Genomic DNA, 15,158 nt, shown 5'->3' with positions numbered 1-15,158 from the left:
GATAGGTAAACATCAAATTAATTACCCAATCACCAATCACCAATCACCAATCACCAGTCCCTATTTTTTAAGAGGTGAATTATGTTAAAAGCAGCAGATGTAATGACAAAAGATGTAGCAATGATTCGCGGTTCTGCTACAGTTAAAGAAGCAATTGATTTAATGAAAGCTAGAGACTGGAGGGCGTTAATTGTAGATCGTCGTCATGATCAAGATGCTTATGGAATTGTAACTGAAAGCGACATTGTTTATAAAGTCATAGCCTACGGGAAAGATACAAATAAAATCCGTGTTTATGAGATTATGACTAAACCTTGTATTGTCGTCAATCCCGAACTAGGTTTAGAATATGTAGCCAGATTATTTGCTAATTATCGTTTACATCGTGCGCCGGTAATTAGTGGCGAATTAATAGGAATAATCTCATTAACTGACATCTTAGCTGGTAGCAGTGCTTTAGAAAAACCCCATGCAATTTTGTTAGAACAAGAATTACAAGATGAAATTAGAAAAGCTCGTCTTGTTTGTTCAGAAAAAGGAATTAATTCCCCCGAATGTGCAGCCGCTTGGGATGTGGTAGAAGAAATACAAGCGGAAATAGCCCACCAACGGGCAATGAAACCTTTAAAAACAGCTTTTGAAGAATACTGTGAAGAGTTTCCAGAAACCGAAGAAGCTAGGGTTTATGATCTCTAGGTGATTGGTGACTGGGGACTGGGGACTGGGGACTGGGGACTGGTGACTGGTGACTGGTGACTGGTGACAGTGAATAGATAATTATTTATTCCCAATTCCCAATTCCCAATTCCCAATTCCCAATTCCCAATTCCCAATTCCCAATTCCCAATTCCCAAATAATATGAAAAAAATCGTTATTGATCCGGTTACGAGAATAGAAGGCCACGCCAAAATTAGTATTTATTTAGACGATGACGGTCAAGTAAATGATGCGCGGTTTCATGTGACAGAATTTCGCGGTTTTGAAAAGTTTTGTGTGGGTCGTCCTTTCCCAGAAATGCCTGGAATTACTGCAAGAATTTGCGGTATTTGTCCAGTAAGTCATTTATTGGCATCAGCAAAAACAGGTGATCAAATACTGGCTGTCACTATCCCCAAAGCCGCGACAAAATTACGCAGGTTAATGAATTTAGGGCAAATTGTCCAATCTCATGCTTTGAGTTTCTTTCACCTTAGCGCCCCAGATTTATTATTAGGAATGGACAGCGAACCAGCAAACAGAAATGTGTTTGGTTTGATAGCAGCCGACCCAGAATTAGCTAGAGGTGGTATTCGTTTACGGCAATTTGGACAGGAAATTATTGAACTATTAGGAGGTAAAAAAGTCCATCCTTCTTGGGCAGTTCCTGGTGGTGTCAGTGATCCTTTAACCCAAGAAAATCGCACTCATATTCAAAACCGCATTCCTGAAGCAAAAACCACGGTTTTAAATGCCATAGATTTATTTAAAGGTTTACTAAAAGATTACGAAAAAGAAGCGCAAACTTTTGGTAATTTTCCTAGTTTATTTATGGGTTTAGTGACTCCTGATGGTCTATGGGAAACATACGATGGACATATCCGCTTTGTTGATAGTGCAGGAAATATTGTTGCTGATAAATTAGATGCTGCTAATTATCCTGAATTTATCGGTGAAGCTGTGCAAGCTGATTCTTATTTAAAATCTCCTTACTATCGTCCTTTAGGTTATCCTGATACAAGCGATCATTGCCGTTTAGATAGTGGAATGTATCGCGTTGGACCATTGGCAAGGTTGAATGTTTGTAGCCACATTGGTACACCGTTAGCAGATAAAGAATTAAAAGAATTTCGCAGTCATGGAACTGGTACTGTTAAATCTTCTTTCTTTTATCACTATGCACGGTTAATTGAAATTTTGGCTTGTATTGAACACATTGAAATTTTACTGGATGACCCAGATATTTTATCAACTCGTTTGCGGGCGGAAGCTGGTATTAATCAATTAGAAGCTGTGGGTGTCAGTGAAGCACCAAGGGGGACTTTATTCCATCATTATAAAGTTGATGAAAATGGTTTGATGGCAAAGGTAAATTTGATTATTGCTACTGGTCAAAATAATTTAGCAATGAATCGTACAGTTGCCCAAATTGCCCGTCATTTTGTCAATGGTAGTGATATTCAACAGGGAATGTTAAACCGGGTAGAGGCTGGTATTCGGGCTTTTGATCCTTGTTTGAGTTGTTCTACTCATGCGGTGGGACAAATGCCTTTATTGATAGAATTGGTGAATAAAGATGGAAATGTGGTAAATCAAATTTGTCGAGATTAATTACATTATCTTATAGATCCCCAAATTCTTTGAGAATTCGGGGATCTTTTAGTTGTATAAAAAAAAGCGGCTGATATAGCCGCCTCAGTATGTATACTGTTATTCGCTCATCTTGATCCCCGCTTGCATTGGGTCAAAGTTGTGGGGAAAATGGGTGTTATGGTTACAGTCAGCATTCTCTAAATGGGTTCCCTGCAAGTCAGCTTGACGTAGATTCGCAGAAAACAACATTGCACCCCGCAAATCTGCATTCTGTAAATTAGCTTGACTCAAATCAGCGTAGCTAAGATCACAACCGCGTAAATTAGCACCGCTAAGGTTAGCTGTACTTAAATAAGCATAACTAAGATTAGATCCTTTTAAGTCAACATCTTGTAGATTAGCATCACTTAATTCTGCTCTTTCAAAGTCTCGTTTCCCCACTGCGTATTCTTTTACAATAGTAGCAGCACTATTAATTGGCTGTTGAAAATTGACTTCAGGCATAAAACAGCCTCACAACTTATCTAAATTTTTTTAACTGTCTTTATTCAGTTACCGCAATTGATTATACAACCAATAATCTATAAATCACATTTATTATTAACATAAGTTTGTGTTTGTTTTCGTGGAGTTTCTTCACAAATTCCTCAAGTTTTGATGCTATTTTAAAAAAAATTAATCTGTTGCTAACGAGAACAAAATTTTCCTTGGTATGAATAACCATTTGTATTAAGAACTTTTAATTTTCGTATAATTTCTTATGTTGTCAGGTTGAGATATTAGATAGGTGTGGGAACATTAAAGAAAATTAAAAACATAATCATAATATAGGATCAGCTTTTATGACACTAACTGAAAAATTCTCAAGTTATGCAGCTTTGAAACAAGGAGAGAACCTAGAGAAATGGGAGTATGAAACCGCAGAATTAGGTCGTCAAGATATTGAAATTGAAGTGACTCATAATGGTTTGTGTCATACCGATATTCACATGAGAGATAATGACTGGAATGTGAGTACATTTCCCTTAGTTGCTGGCTATGAAGTGGTGGGAAAAGTAACAAAAATTAAAGAAGATGTGACTTCATTAAAAATAGGCGATCGCGTTGGTTTTGGTTGGATTCGTAACTCTTGCAGAACTTGTGACGCTTGTTAATGTAGGGGCAAACCCCCGTGGTTGCCAAAAAACGTCCTTAATTTCATAACATATATGATAAAATGACTAATAGAACTTCAAGATTAAAAAGGAGAAGTTAGTGAAACAACAATTAGAACAACAACAGTCTAATAACTCGTTAAATCTTTATGAACAAGATTTTCAACTGTGGATTGAACAAACGATTAACTCCTTAGAAACCAAACAATTTAACTCATTAGATATTGAACATTTAATTGAGGAGCTTAAAGAGTTGGGGAAATCAGAAAAAAGAGCATTAGAAAGTAACTTAATGGTTTTATTGGCACATCTACTAAAACTGATGGTACAACATGATGCTCCTGATTCCATGACACAAAGTTGGTATCGTTCCATCATTGAACATCGTCAACGGATTTTAATTGCTCTGAAAAATACTCCTTCTTTGAAATCCTATTTAGAAACAGCATTAGAAAGAGCCTATCCTGACGGGCGTAATTTAGCCATTCAAGAAGGGAAAAAAGCCTCTTTTGGTGTGCGTATTCCTCCAGAAAATGAATATCCAAATATTTGCCCTTTTTCCCTAGAACAAATATTAGATCAAGACTTTTTCAATCTTCCTAACGAATAATGATCACAACAACAGTAATTGGTTATGGTAATGATTTACGTGGTGATGATGCCATTGGACAACGAATAGCAAATACTATTCAATCATGGCATTTATCCAATGTGAAATCCTATGGTGTTCATCAATTAACACCAGAATTAGCTGCAAATTTAGCCCAGACAAATATAGTAATTTTTGTTGATGCTGGTGTTAATTGCCAAACTGAGGATGTACAGGTAGAATCTTTATTACCAGCGATGGGTAAAGAAATAAATGGACATATATTGAATCCAGAATCATTGCTTTATTTGTCTCAATACCTGTATAATTATTGTCCAGAAGCCTGGTTAATTACAGTCCCAGGAGAGAATTTTGAATTGTGCGATCGCATTTCACTAACAGCACAAAAAGGCATTACCACTGCACTTTCAAAAATCATGCAAATTCTAGAACAAAATAACAATTCATGGATGAATTCAGAGTGAAAAATGGGTAATGGGTAATTGGTATAACTTTTAATCAAGAACTAATAACCAATGACTAATGACTAATAACAAATAACTGATTAAGGAGTAATTATGCAAGCATCTATCACACGAAACCCAGACAAAGCTTACGACATCTTACAAACTGAGAGACTAAACCCCTTAGACGCGATTTTTGCACCTCAAACCGTTGCTGTTATTGGTGCTAGTGAAAAACCTGGAAGTGTGGGTAGAACTTTACTTTTGAATTTAATTACAAATCCGTTTAATGGAACAGTTTTTCCTATCAATCCTAAGCACAATAGTGTATTAGGAATTAAAGCCTATCCTACTATTTTTGATGTTCCTGAAAAAATAGATTTAGCGGTAATTGCTACCCCTGCGCCTACAGTACCACAAATTATTACTGATTGTGTGCAAGCTGGAATTAAAGGGGCAATAATTATCTCGGCTGGTTTTAAAGAAGCAGGAGAAAAAGGAATAGCTTTAGAAAAAGAAATTCTCGACATAGCACACAAAGGAAAAATTAGAATTATTGGACCAAACTGTTTAGGAGTTATGAGTCCAATTTCCGGTTTAAATGCCACATTTGCTAGTAAAATGGCACAACCAGGAAACGTAGGTTTCCTCAGTCAAAGCGGTGCTTTATGTACATCAATTCTAGATTGGAGTTTACAGGAAAACGTTGGTTTTAGTGCCTTCGTTTCTATCGGTTCAATGTTAGATATAGGTTGGGGAGACTTAATTTATTATTTGGGAGATGACCCCAATACAAAAAGTATTGTAATTTATATGGAATCCATCGGTGATGCGCGTTCTTTTCTATCCGCAGCGAGAGAAGTAGCATTAACAAAACCGATAATTGTTATTAAAGCCGGTCGTACCGCAGCAGCAGCAAAAGCGGCCGCTTCTCATACAGGTTCATTAGCAGGAAGTGATGCTGTTTTAGATGCTGCATTTAGAAGATGTGGAGTATTAAGAGTTGATAGTATTTCTGATTTATTTGATATGTCAGAAGTATTAGCAAAACAACCGCGCCCCAAAGGGCCACATTTAACAATTTTAACTAATGCTGGTGGTCCTGGAGTCTTAGCCACCGATACATTAATAGAAAGTAAAGGCAAACTCGCACCAATTTCCCAAGAAGTCATTAATTCTTTGAATGAAATTTTACCACCACAATGGAGTCATAATAACCCGATTGATATTTTAGGAGATGCCGATCCTCAACGTTATACAAAAGCTTTAGAAATTGCAGCTAAAGATCCTAATAGTGATGGGTTATTAGTAATTTTAACACCCCAAGCAATGACAGATCCAACAAAAATTGCTGAGGAATTAAAACCCTATTCCCAAATGGCGAATAAACCAATTTTAGCTAGTTGGATGGGTGGGGAAGATGTGGCAGAAGGAAAACAAATTCTTAACCGTCAAGGTATTCCTACTTATGCTTATCCCGATACAGCAGCGCGGATATTTAGCTATATGTGGCAGTATAGCTATAACCTCAAGGGTATTTATGAAACTCCGGTATTACCAAGTTTAGAATGTGATATAAATACCCGTGATTGTGCATTGGTGGAAACCATTATTAACGATGCCAGAAAAGCCGGAAGAACAATTTTAACAGAGTTTGAATCTAAAGAAATATTAGCTGCTTATGGTATTCCAGTTGTCGCTGGAAGTATTGCTAAGAGTGCAGAAGAAGCAGTAGAATGTGCGGAGAAAATCGGTTATCCCGTGGTTTTAAAATTGTATTCCCAAACAATTACCCATAAAACAGATGTGGGGGGAGTACAGTTAAATTTGCGAAATGCCGAAGCTGTAAAAAGAGCTTATCATTTAATAGAAACTTCGGTATTACAAAAAGCCAAACTAGAAGATTTTTTAGGCGTAACCGTGCAGCAAATGGTCAAAACTAGCGGTTATGAATTGATAATTGGTAGTAGTTTAGATCCGCAGTTTGGACCAGTATTATTATTTGGTGCTGGGGGAGAATTAGTCGAGGTTTTCCAAGATAGCGCCATTGCTTTACCACCTTTAAATAGTACCCTAGCACGGCGAATGATGGAACAAACTAAAATCTACAAAGCTTTAAAAGGAGTGCGGGGTAGACAAAGTATAGATATGGCAGCTTTGGAGGAATTGTTAGTAGTATTTAGTCATTTGGTAGTTGAACAACCAGCGATTAAAGAAATAGATATTAATCCTTTATTAGCTATTCCTCCCTCTCCTGATCATCCTGGTGGTTTAATAGCATTAGATGGTAGAATAGTTTTACATTCTGCTGATGTAGGAGAAACGGAATTACCAAAATTAGCAATTCGTCCCTATCCTCACCAATATGTTAGTGATTGGACATTAAAAAATGGTACACCAATTACTATCCGTCCGATCCGTCCAGAAGATGAACCATTAATGGTAAAATTCCATAAAACACTATCAGAGGAAAGTGTTTATTTGCGGTATTTTCACATGGTTAAATTAAGTCAAAGAATAGCTCATGAAAGACTGACAAGAATTTGTTTTATTGACTATGATCGAGAAATGGCATTAGTCGCAGAACATCACAACCCAGAAACTCAAGCAACGGAAATTTTAGCCGTAGGAAGATTGAGTAAATTACATGGTAATGATGGGGCAGAATTTGCTATGTTGGTGAGCGATCGCTATCAATGTAATGGTTTAGGTACAGAGTTAGTCAAGAGATTAATAGAAGTAGGTAAAAACGAGAAAATATCCTCTATTTCTGCTGATATCTTAGCTGATAATTTAGGAATGCAAAAAGTATGTGAAAGACTCGGTTTTAAGGTGTCACATAGCAATGATGCAACGGTGTTAAAAGCTGAAATTGATTTGTAATCAGTCAGTATACTGTAGGGGTTTAGCATTGCTAAACCCTTACTATTTTTACTTCCTTAACACTCAAAGCTTACTAATATTTTTTTCTGTATCCTCTGTGTCTCTGTAGTTCGTTATTAAAAAAATATGCTGCAAAACAATATTAATCAAATTTGGCAAAATCTGGAAAATACCAAAACAGAAAAACAGCCATTTACCCAAGATGTAATTAATAACTTACCAGAACCAGTACAACGTTATTTCTTACACGCTATTACTCTGGGAACACCCTTAGCAACTGGTGTGAAGTTAAAAATGCAAGGTTATTTTCAACCTAGTAAAGATAAAAAATTACCCATGCAAGCTACAGAAATTTTAACTGCTAAAGGATTTGTTTGGCAAGCAGTAATGGGTAATAAATTTTTTAATATTAAAGGAGCAGATTATTATTATAATAATTCAGCAAAAGTAGAGTTTAAAATTTGGGGGTTAATCCCATTAGTCAAAGAAGAAAATCCTGATATTAACCGTTCTAGTATTGGTAGATTTGCAGGTGAATTATTCTGGTTGCCATCTGCTTTATTACCACAAAATCAGGTAAGTTTGCAAGCTATTGATCACAATACAATTCAAGCAACTTTCAATATTGAGGGTGAAACAGTTAATCTCACTTTTATCATTGATGAAAATGGTAGAGTTTTAGAAGTAAAATTACCACGTTGGGGAAATCAAACCACAGATAAAAGTTGGCAATATATACCCTTTGGTGGTACATTTTCTCAAGAAACTAGTTTTCAAGGTTATACTATTCCTTCCCAAATAAATGCAGGATGGTGGTTAGGAAGCGAACAGTATAATGGTTTTTTTCAAGCAAGTATTGAGGAAGCGGAATTTTTTTAAGTTGTTTTTAAGCATTTGGGAAAGTTTAGATGTTAAAATATTATCAAAGAGCCAAATTTATGGAAATGTAAATACTCAACTATGACTAAGATTATTTTAGAAGATTTAGATCCCATTATTATCGAGACTTTAAAAACTCGCGCCGAAAAACATGGTAACTCTTTACAGGCAGAAATTAAGACAATTTTACAACAGGTAATTCAAGCAGAAGCGGAAAAAATAAAAAGTTCCGAAGATGAGATAATTCAGCAAAAATCTGTTTTAATGCTGCAACAAATTGAAAATCATGCTCGTCTAAATGGTAAAGAAATTAATTCATTTAGCAATGTTGCCACCATCATAAATGAACCTGAATTACTAGAAATTAAAAATCAATTAAAAGAATTAAAACAAGAAATGTCTCTGGGGGAATTATCCATTAGAGAAGCAAGAGAAGAAGGAAGAAGATATTAATGTTATTTGTTTTAGATTGATCCGAATGTATAATAATTTTGATTTTAGATGTTTTTTTAAGAGCTTATTGGGGTAATTTCTCTAAAATCTCCCTCGTAATATTCGCCCTATATTCGTCGTTATATTCAATAAATATATCTAATGCTGTTTGTAAATTTACCCTCGCTTCTTGATCATTTTCCTGTAAGTGTGCCAATATACCTAAATTTTGATAAGTTAAGGCTTGAGAATAGCGATCACCATATTCGATATAGATAGCTAAAGCTTGTTGATAAAATTCCCGTGCTTGGGCATATTCTCGCATTTCTTGGGCTATATATCCCAAATTATGGTAGGTTCTAGCTTGAGAATATCTATCTCCATATTCGATTTTGATAGCTAAAGCTTGTTGATAAAATTCCCGTGCTTGGGCATATTCTCGCATTTCTTGGGCTACTATTCCCAACTGGTGGTAGGTACTAGCTTGAGAATAGCGATCGCCATATTCGATTTTGATAGCTAAAGCTTGTTGATAAAATTCCCGTGCTTGGGCATATTCTCGCATTTCTTGGGCTACAATTCCCAACTGGTGGTAGGTACTAGCTTCGTTATCATGATCATCTAATTCTTGATCAATTGTTAGACAGAGTTGATAATAGTTTCTAGCTGCTGAAAAATGCCGTAAATTCAAATAAGCATTACCTAATTTAAATAAAACATAACCTTCACCATTACGGTTTTCTAATTCTTGGGCAATATCTAACCCTTGTTGATAAAAATCAATCGCTGTTTCAAACTTCCTTTCCTCACTATAAGCATCACCAATTTTATTTAAAACCTGACTTTTAAAATTTACATCTGCTAATTTTTCCGCAATTTGTAAAGCTTCCTCTAAACATCCCCTCGCTATTTCCGGTTGATGCTGACTAATATAAGCTGTTCCCAACTCCAATAAAATATTCCCATACCTGCGTAAATTACCATCATTTACTTGCTCACAGGTAGGCTTATATTCCATTAATAAACGTTGTAAAATCCCAATCCTTTCTTGCTTTTCCGGTGGTTCTACTCTGTCAATTTTGATTTCAGCTTGCAGAGTTTGAGCAATGGCATTTTCTCTGGTTTTTTCTAAAGTTTTAAATCTAAACACACCAGAACGCCAAGCCCAAAAGTCAGGGGCAAATTTCGCTAATCTATTAATAGCGTAATCTGGTAAAATAAATAAAATAGGATGAGGTACGGTTTTTTTATAAGCATCCCGGACAAAATTTAAATCTTGTAAAACTGGCGGATATTCCCCAGAAAGACCAATAGATTTTTCTAAACCTTGAATAATTAATACTAACTTTTTATTTGCTTCTTTTTCAACTTTTGGCAATTCCTGAATAATTGCATCTCGTAAAAATCGCAAATTCGGATCGGGAAAATTGAGAGTTACAAACTGAACTTCCTGACATTTATAATCGGTTTTTAAAGCATTAATTAATAACTCTGCATCGGTAGGAAAGTTAATTTCAATAAATCCCAAAGTTAACTTTTCGGAAAAGTCAACGAAAGTCAACAATTCCGCAAAAATATCCTCATTCAAAGCGATAAATTGCCCCAATTCAAAATTAAAATCAGGCTGTAATTTCTGCCAGTGCTTGTCTGAAAAATTCATTTTGCATTACCACTGGGTTAGGATAATTCCATCGGTTATCACCGTTATATTCTAAAACCGAAGTATTAAACAGCATTAACTGTCCAATATCATCTTTACTCACATCTTTATTAATACAAACTTGCACTAACAATGGATAATGGTCATTGGGAATAAATCTTTCAAAACTAAATTGTTGTTGTTTGACAGCATAAACAATATCTTCAGCTTGAATTTTATCATGATCATTAGTGCTGGCACGTAAACAAGCAGCCCTCATAATTTGCATAAGTTGACGTACATGGCCACCACTAGCCTTTGCTAATTCTAGCAATTCATCACGGGAATTAAACACAGCATCAATATCTACCCTTTTTTCAATTAAACTAGCTAATGCCTCCAGTCCTGTTTGATTATCTTGTAAATGGGAACTTTGCCGATCAAATTGGTAAATATTCACCATTGGTACAATATGAGGATTACCATCAAACAAAGATAGGGGATTTTTTGGCGAACACAAAACCGAAATAGGAACTGTATAAATAATTGTACAATGCAGTTCTTGTAATTGTGCCGCATATTCAAAAAATAAATGATCTGCAACTCCAGGAGGAACACGATCTAAATTATCAAAAATAATTAGTAAACCCTTGTAGTCTGGATACTTTTTCCGCAATTTAGCATAAGCGTCATCTAGTAAAAGGTTAATATCTGCTTTAAGTCGAGAAATATCTTTTTCTAAAGTTTGACGAATAGACGTTTTTTGTTTATCAGATCCTTTAATCTGTGCCAATAACTTCACCATTAATTTAGCAATAAATGGCGCGTCTGCGCCCAAGCTGGCTTCTGATTCTACACTGACAGATTTTTCTACACTCTCTTCATTTTCTTGAGTAATTTCTTTAAACCAATTCTCAAAACTTTTTAATAGTCTTTCATCAAATTTTAAACCTAATTTCCGCAAAGTAAATTCAACTTGTTTAATGACTATTAAATATAAATCTGTGAAATTAGCATCATTAATATCTGTTTCTTCATTCACTTCTAAATAAATCACATGATAATTTTCCTCCCAGATATTTTGAATCCTTTTTAACTCTGTACTTTTTCCTGAACCACGATGACCGGTAAATAAAATAGTAGTGTAATTTCCAGCTTCCTGAAAATCCAAAATTGTACTTACACCCTTAACGGCTGAAGATTTTCGCACTGCTGATAAATCAACATAGTATTTTTCTATATCTGGACCTTCTAGCGGTTCTAAACTACAAGCATTATAAGCAGCTTTGAGAGTATTAGCACGTTGAAAATTAAGCTGATTCATAGATATTTTTATTGATTTTATCATATCAATATAATTTTACAAGCCTAATATCTTAGCCTATTTTTAAAATAAAAGCAATATAGCAATCTTGAATTAAGCTGTTGGACATTTAACTTGCATATTATCTAAAATTGAAACTCTTGTGGGGTGGGCATCCTGCCCGCCTTGGTGCAAATTAAAGGTTTAAGCTGATGTGCAGCTAAACTGTATAATTAAAAAACCTGAAGTTACAGTAGCACAAGCATCTTGCTTGTATTAATTATTCAAGTTAAAGGCACAACAAACAGCTTATTTATAAACACGAAAATACCCAACTTATTCAAGAAGTCAGAGATTTAAAAATATCATCATTTGTTATCCCTTAACTGAAAGGTATAGAAATATTGCCTTCAGGCTGATTTTGTCTATTTACTGGATATTTCATCCACTGATAAGCCACAAAAATCAACAATAACCCAATCAAAAATAAAAACACCATCAAAGCAATTTGATACCAAATAACTTGGGGTAAAAGTAAATCTAAAACTAGGTGGATTAAATTCATTACACCATAAAAAATAGTTAAGCCAAAATGAATAAATCGATAACGTTTATTTTCTGTAAATGTATTCCCAATAATTGCTAACATCGGCAATATAAAGAAGCCTAACATTAACCAAAAAATACCCGATACTTCATTAAGTGATGTTGCTGGTTGGGATTCTACTACATCTAACCCGTGAAATAATGGCATTAAACCCAACTGTGTATGAAACAACGTACCTAATAAAAAAACTATCCATAGATTAATAATTTTTTGTCTATAATTAATTGCCATTTTTCTTGCACAATTACTACATTTTATAACCAAATTTACGCAGTAAATCATGACGTGATTTTATATCCTCATTTCCTTCTACACCCTTGGGTAAAAATCCATCAATCACACCAATAATACCCCTTCCTTGTTCGGTTTCTGCCAAAATTACTTGTACAGGATTAGCAGTAGCACAATAAATATTGCAAACTTCTGGACATTGTTTAATAGCATTAAGAAAGTTTATCGGATAAGCATCTTTTAACACAATTAAAAAACAGTGTCCAGCACTTATAGATTTGGCATTTTTAGTAGCTACTGCTTGCAAAGTATGATCATTGCCAGCCATTCTAATTAAACAAGCGGCGGATGCTTCACAGAAAGCAATACCAAATTTAACCTGTGAGGATATTCCTACCATGATTTCATATAAATCCTCTACGGTTTTGATAAAGTGAGTTTGTCCTAAAATCAGGTTACAACCTACAGGAATTTCTAAAGTTACGGTTTTTAGTTCCATTTTGGGTTACAATTTGATTTGTTAAGTGTAGCAAAGTATCAGTTTATGGAACGTCAAGCATTGAAAGAAAAATTACAAGTATTAATTAAGGAACTTAAAAAACAGGATGATGGTTCTCCTATTACTAATTTAAAAATTGACCCAAAGAAAGCCGCAGAAATAGAAAGTTTAACAGTTGAATTAGAAAATCTCAATCCCCATCCTCAACCACTCCAGAATGCTATTAATTTATTAAATGGAGTCTGGCAATTACAATACTCTACAGCTAGAGAAATTCGCGCTTTGGATTCTCTCCCATTAGGATTAAGAATAGGTAAAGTATTTCAAGTAATTAATGTTGCTGATGCACAATTTTTTAACCTTGCTTATGTCAAACATCCCCTAAAATTTATCTCAGGATATGTAAAAGTAACAGCTAGATTTGAACCTGATTTAGCTCAATCTAACTTACCAGATAAGCGAATTAATGTTTATTTTGATAAACGTTATTTAGCGATTGATAAAATTATAGGTGTTAACACTCCTCAACTAAATCCTTTTAAAGTTGTAGATGCTAAAGGTCCCAAAGGTAGAGTTGCAACTCTGGATATTACTTACTTAGATGAAACATTAAGGATTGGTAGAGGAGGTGATGAAAGTTTATTTATTCTCCAGAAAGCTAATGATTTACCTGATTTACAGCAGATTTTTTGACAATCTGCACCCTCAAGGGACGCAGATTGTGGGTTCAAAGAGTCTACTTAGATTAGATTCCCAATTTTTCTAACATTGGTTTTGTGGAAACAATGTGACGTTCTAAACCCAGTAATTCAGGACTAACTCCTAAAGCCAAAGCAATTAATTGTGGTAAATGTAAAATAGGTAAACCTAATTTTTTACCAATCACCTTTTCTACCTCTGGTTGACGAGAATCTAAATTAAGATGACACAGGGGACAAGGTGTAACAATACAATCAGCACCACTTGATAAAGCTTCTTGAATGTGCATACCTGCCATTTGGAAAGATTCGGTAGTAGCATAGCTAGAGAGAGGCCAACCGCAACATTGGGTGCGTCCACGATAATATATGGGTGTTGCTCCTATAGCCCGAAACACATTTTCCATTGCTTCTGGTTGGAATGGATCATCATAGGGCATGGATTTTTGAGCGCGGAGGAGATAACAGCCATAAAAAGCTGCACACTTGAGTCCGCTTAACTTGCGGGTGACACGCTGGCTGATTTTGTCTAAACCATAATCTGTAACCAAAGCGTAAAGTAAATGTTTGACCTCTGTACTACCCCGATAAGGAGAACAACCTTCTTTTTCTAGTAAGCCATTGACTTGATGGAGATAAGCTGGGTTAGTTCCTTGGCATTGCTTGAGACGTTCATCAACATGACCAATCACACCTTGACAGGTGCTGCAATGAGTAAGAAGAGGTAGATTTAATTCTTCTGCTAAAGCTATATTCCGAGCGTTAACTGTATCTTCTAACAATTGAGAATCTTCTTTAAATGTACCAGAACCGCAACAAGCAGCTTTTTTAAGTTCAATGAGTTCAATACCCAAAGCTTGGGTAAGTGATTGAGTAGAGAGATAAAGCTCCCGACAAGCTCCTTGAGCAACACAACCGGGGTAGTAAGCGTATTTTAAGGTTTGAGATAGCATAAAATTAAGTTTTGTTTACAGGCGTAGCGATCGCCCTGGTAAGACAAATTTAGCAGTTTCATTATCTCCCAACATAAGGCAGGGGAGCAGGGGAGCAGGCGAAGCAGGGAGCAGGGGGAAATATTTGTATTTTCCCAATCACCAATCACCAATCACCTTTTTCTGATAACTGTACTCAGGAACACCCTTTCCGATAAGATGTATATGCTCAAAGCAAGATTGCCCATAGAGAGCAGATCATAGCAACTGGTTAAGGACTTTTATATATGAGTGAAACAAAAACTACTTTTGACCGGGTTAAAAAAGTTATCGTCGATCAACTAGAGGTTGATGAGGAGAAAGTTGTACCAAACGCCTCATTTACAGATGATTTAGGGGCTGACTCTCTAGATATCGTGGAACTGGTAATGGCTTTTGAAGAAGAATTTGATATTGAAATTCCTGATGAAGCCGCCGAAAAGATTTTAAAGGTTCAAGAGGTAGTAGACTACATCGAAAATCAATAACTTTGCTACATCTACCTTTTAAGTTGTGAGG

Annotated in this window: 17 protein-coding genes; 10 read left to right on the top strand and 7 right to left on the bottom strand. The window is 35.4% G+C overall.

Going from position 1 to position 15,158, the window contains the following annotated elements:
- Window positions 1-81 precede the first annotated feature (81 nt).
- The gene (locus H6F47_RS12015; protein ID WP_190649324.1) at window positions 82-696 is read left to right on the top strand and encodes a CP12 domain-containing protein; all 615 of its coding nucleotides are present in this window, start codon (window positions 82-84) and stop codon (window positions 694-696) included.
- On the opposite strand, the gene H6F47_RS12010 is transcribed toward H6F47_RS12015, so the two are convergent.
- Window positions 693-833: a hypothetical protein gene (locus H6F47_RS12010; protein ID WP_190649322.1), complete on the bottom strand. Its 141-nt coding sequence runs from the start codon at window positions 831-833 to the stop codon at window positions 693-695. The genes H6F47_RS12015 and H6F47_RS12010 overlap by 4 nt on opposite strands.
- 26 nt (window positions 834-859) lie before the next feature.
- On the opposite strand from H6F47_RS12010, the gene H6F47_RS12005 reads away from it, so the two are divergent.
- A complete protein-coding gene (locus tag H6F47_RS12005; RefSeq protein ID WP_190346139.1) occupies window positions 860-2,308 on the top strand; it encodes a Ni/Fe hydrogenase subunit alpha in 1,449 nt (482 codons plus the stop codon).
- Window positions 2,309-2,407: 99 nt separating this feature from the next.
- Here H6F47_RS12005 and H6F47_RS12000 read toward each other — a convergent pair whose 3' ends face one another.
- The gene (locus H6F47_RS12000; RefSeq protein WP_190649320.1) at window positions 2,408-2,794 is read right to left on the bottom strand and encodes a pentapeptide repeat-containing protein; all 387 of its coding nucleotides are present in this window, start codon (window positions 2,792-2,794) and stop codon (window positions 2,408-2,410) included.
- 338 nt (window positions 2,795-3,132) lie between these two features.
- On the opposite strand from H6F47_RS12000, the gene H6F47_RS11995 reads away from it, so the two are divergent.
- The 6 genes from H6F47_RS11995 (at window position 3,133) to H6F47_RS27905 (ending at window position 8,712) form a co-directional block, all read left to right on the top strand.
- The gene (locus H6F47_RS11995; RefSeq protein WP_190649318.1) at window positions 3,133-3,444 is read left to right on the top strand and encodes an alcohol dehydrogenase catalytic domain-containing protein; all 312 of its coding nucleotides are present in this window, start codon (window positions 3,133-3,135) and stop codon (window positions 3,442-3,444) included.
- Between the two features lie 100 nt (window positions 3,445-3,544).
- The gene (locus H6F47_RS11990) at window positions 3,545-4,054 is read left to right on the top strand and encodes a DUF29 domain-containing protein (protein WP_190649314.1); all 510 of its coding nucleotides are present in this window, start codon (window positions 3,545-3,547) and stop codon (window positions 4,052-4,054) included.
- Window positions 4,054-4,518 (top strand): hydrogenase maturation protease, encoded by a 465-nt coding sequence (locus H6F47_RS11985; protein WP_190649311.1) that lies wholly within the window; start codon window positions 4,054-4,056, stop codon window positions 4,516-4,518. The genes H6F47_RS11990 and H6F47_RS11985 overlap by 1 nt, the downstream gene beginning before the upstream one ends.
- Before the next feature lie 93 nt (window positions 4,519-4,611).
- Window positions 4,612-7,380: an acetate--CoA ligase alpha subunit gene (acs, locus tag H6F47_RS11980; RefSeq protein ID WP_190649309.1), complete on the top strand. Its 2,769-nt coding sequence runs from the start codon at window positions 4,612-4,614 to the stop codon at window positions 7,378-7,380.
- Between the two features lie 126 nt (window positions 7,381-7,506).
- Entirely contained in the window at window positions 7,507-8,259 is a 753-nt protein-coding gene (locus tag H6F47_RS11975; RefSeq protein WP_199291150.1) for a DUF6544 family protein, read from the top strand.
- 81 nt (window positions 8,260-8,340) lie between these two features.
- Window positions 8,341-8,712, top strand: a complete 372-nt coding sequence (locus H6F47_RS27905; RefSeq protein ID WP_228051886.1) for a hypothetical protein — start codon at window positions 8,341-8,343, stop codon at window positions 8,710-8,712.
- A 64-nt stretch (window positions 8,713-8,776) separates the two neighbouring features.
- On the opposite strand, the gene H6F47_RS11965 is transcribed toward H6F47_RS27905, so the two are convergent.
- From H6F47_RS11965 to H6F47_RS11950, 4 genes are all read right to left on the bottom strand, one after another.
- Window positions 8,777-10,351, bottom strand: a complete 1,575-nt coding sequence (locus H6F47_RS11965; RefSeq protein WP_190649307.1) for a tetratricopeptide repeat protein — start codon at window positions 10,349-10,351, stop codon at window positions 8,777-8,779.
- A complete protein-coding gene (locus H6F47_RS11960) occupies window positions 10,311-11,654 on the bottom strand; it encodes a P-loop NTPase fold protein (protein WP_096571664.1) in 1,344 nt (447 codons plus the stop codon). The genes H6F47_RS11965 and H6F47_RS11960 overlap by 41 nt, the downstream gene beginning before the upstream one ends.
- Window positions 11,655-12,015: 361 nt before the next feature.
- Window positions 12,016-12,471 (bottom strand): hypothetical protein, encoded by a 456-nt coding sequence (locus tag H6F47_RS11955; protein WP_137666175.1) that lies wholly within the window; start codon window positions 12,469-12,471, stop codon window positions 12,016-12,018.
- A 16-nt stretch (window positions 12,472-12,487) separates the two neighbouring features.
- Entirely contained in the window at window positions 12,488-12,970 is a 483-nt protein-coding gene (locus H6F47_RS11950; RefSeq protein ID WP_137666176.1) for an adenosine-specific kinase, read from the bottom strand.
- Window positions 12,971-13,015: 45 nt separating this feature from the next.
- Between H6F47_RS11950 and H6F47_RS11945 the strand changes: the two genes are divergently transcribed.
- Window positions 13,016-13,663 carry a PAP/fibrillin family protein gene (locus H6F47_RS11945; protein WP_190649305.1) on the top strand — a complete coding sequence of 216 codons (648 nt, stop codon included), beginning with the start codon at window positions 13,016-13,018 and terminating at the stop codon, window positions 13,661-13,663.
- A gap of 52 nt (window positions 13,664-13,715) precedes the next feature.
- Here H6F47_RS11945 and H6F47_RS11940 read toward each other — a convergent pair whose 3' ends face one another.
- Window positions 13,716-14,621 (bottom strand): CoB--CoM heterodisulfide reductase iron-sulfur subunit B family protein, encoded by a 906-nt coding sequence (locus H6F47_RS11940; RefSeq protein WP_096571668.1) that lies wholly within the window; start codon window positions 14,619-14,621, stop codon window positions 13,716-13,718.
- Between the two features lie 266 nt (window positions 14,622-14,887).
- Between H6F47_RS11940 and H6F47_RS11935 the strand changes: the two genes are divergently transcribed.
- Complete coding sequence (locus H6F47_RS11935; protein WP_137666177.1) at window positions 14,888-15,127, top strand: acyl carrier protein; 240 nt, start codon at window positions 14,888-14,890, stop codon at window positions 15,125-15,127.
- The last annotated feature ends 31 nt before the right edge of the window (window positions 15,128-15,158 follow it).

This window comes from Sphaerospermopsis sp. FACHB-1094 (assembly GCF_014696195.1).
In the GTDB taxonomy this organism is placed as follows: Bacteria; Cyanobacteriota; Cyanobacteriia; order Cyanobacteriales; family Nostocaceae; genus Sphaerospermopsis; species Sphaerospermopsis kisseleviana.
This window is presented reverse-complemented; position numbering and strand designations above follow the sequence as displayed.

Bases quoted from the DNA above. Each gene is read 5' to 3' on its own strand.
- H6F47_RS11975 (WP_199291150.1), top strand. From the start codon at position 7,507: ATGCTGCAAAACAATATTAATCAAATTTGGCAAAATCTGGAAAATACC.
- H6F47_RS11965 (WP_190649307.1), bottom strand. From the start codon at position 10,351: ATGAATTTTTCAGACAAGCACTGGCAGAAATTACAGCCTGATTTTAAT.
- H6F47_RS11935 (WP_137666177.1), top strand. From the start codon at position 14,888: ATGAGTGAAACAAAAACTACTTTTGACCGGGTTAAAAAAGTTATCGTC.
- acs (WP_190649309.1), top strand. From the start codon at position 4,612: ATGCAAGCATCTATCACACGAAACCCAGACAAAGCTTACGACATCTTA.
- H6F47_RS11985 (WP_190649311.1), top strand. From the start codon at position 4,054: ATGATCACAACAACAGTAATTGGTTATGGTAATGATTTACGTGGTGAT.
- H6F47_RS11955 (WP_137666175.1), bottom strand. From the start codon at position 12,471: ATGGCAATTAATTATAGACAAAAAATTATTAATCTATGGATAGTTTTT.
- H6F47_RS12000 (WP_190649320.1), bottom strand. From the start codon at position 2,794: ATGCCTGAAGTCAATTTTCAACAGCCAATTAATAGTGCTGCTACTATT.
- H6F47_RS27905 (WP_228051886.1), top strand. From the start codon at position 8,341: ATGACTAAGATTATTTTAGAAGATTTAGATCCCATTATTATCGAGACT.
- H6F47_RS11950 (WP_137666176.1), bottom strand. From the start codon at position 12,970: ATGGAACTAAAAACCGTAACTTTAGAAATTCCTGTAGGTTGTAACCTG.
- H6F47_RS11960 (WP_096571664.1), bottom strand. From the start codon at position 11,654: ATGAATCAGCTTAATTTTCAACGTGCTAATACTCTCAAAGCTGCTTAT.
- H6F47_RS11945 (WP_190649305.1), top strand. From the start codon at position 13,016: ATGGAACGTCAAGCATTGAAAGAAAAATTACAAGTATTAATTAAGGAA.
- H6F47_RS11940 (WP_096571668.1), bottom strand. From the start codon at position 14,621: ATGCTATCTCAAACCTTAAAATACGCTTACTACCCCGGTTGTGTTGCT.
- H6F47_RS12005 (WP_190346139.1), top strand. From the start codon at position 860: ATGAAAAAAATCGTTATTGATCCGGTTACGAGAATAGAAGGCCACGCC.
- H6F47_RS11995 (WP_190649318.1), top strand. From the start codon at position 3,133: ATGACACTAACTGAAAAATTCTCAAGTTATGCAGCTTTGAAACAAGGA.
- H6F47_RS12015 (WP_190649324.1), top strand. From the start codon at position 82: ATGTTAAAAGCAGCAGATGTAATGACAAAAGATGTAGCAATGATTCGC.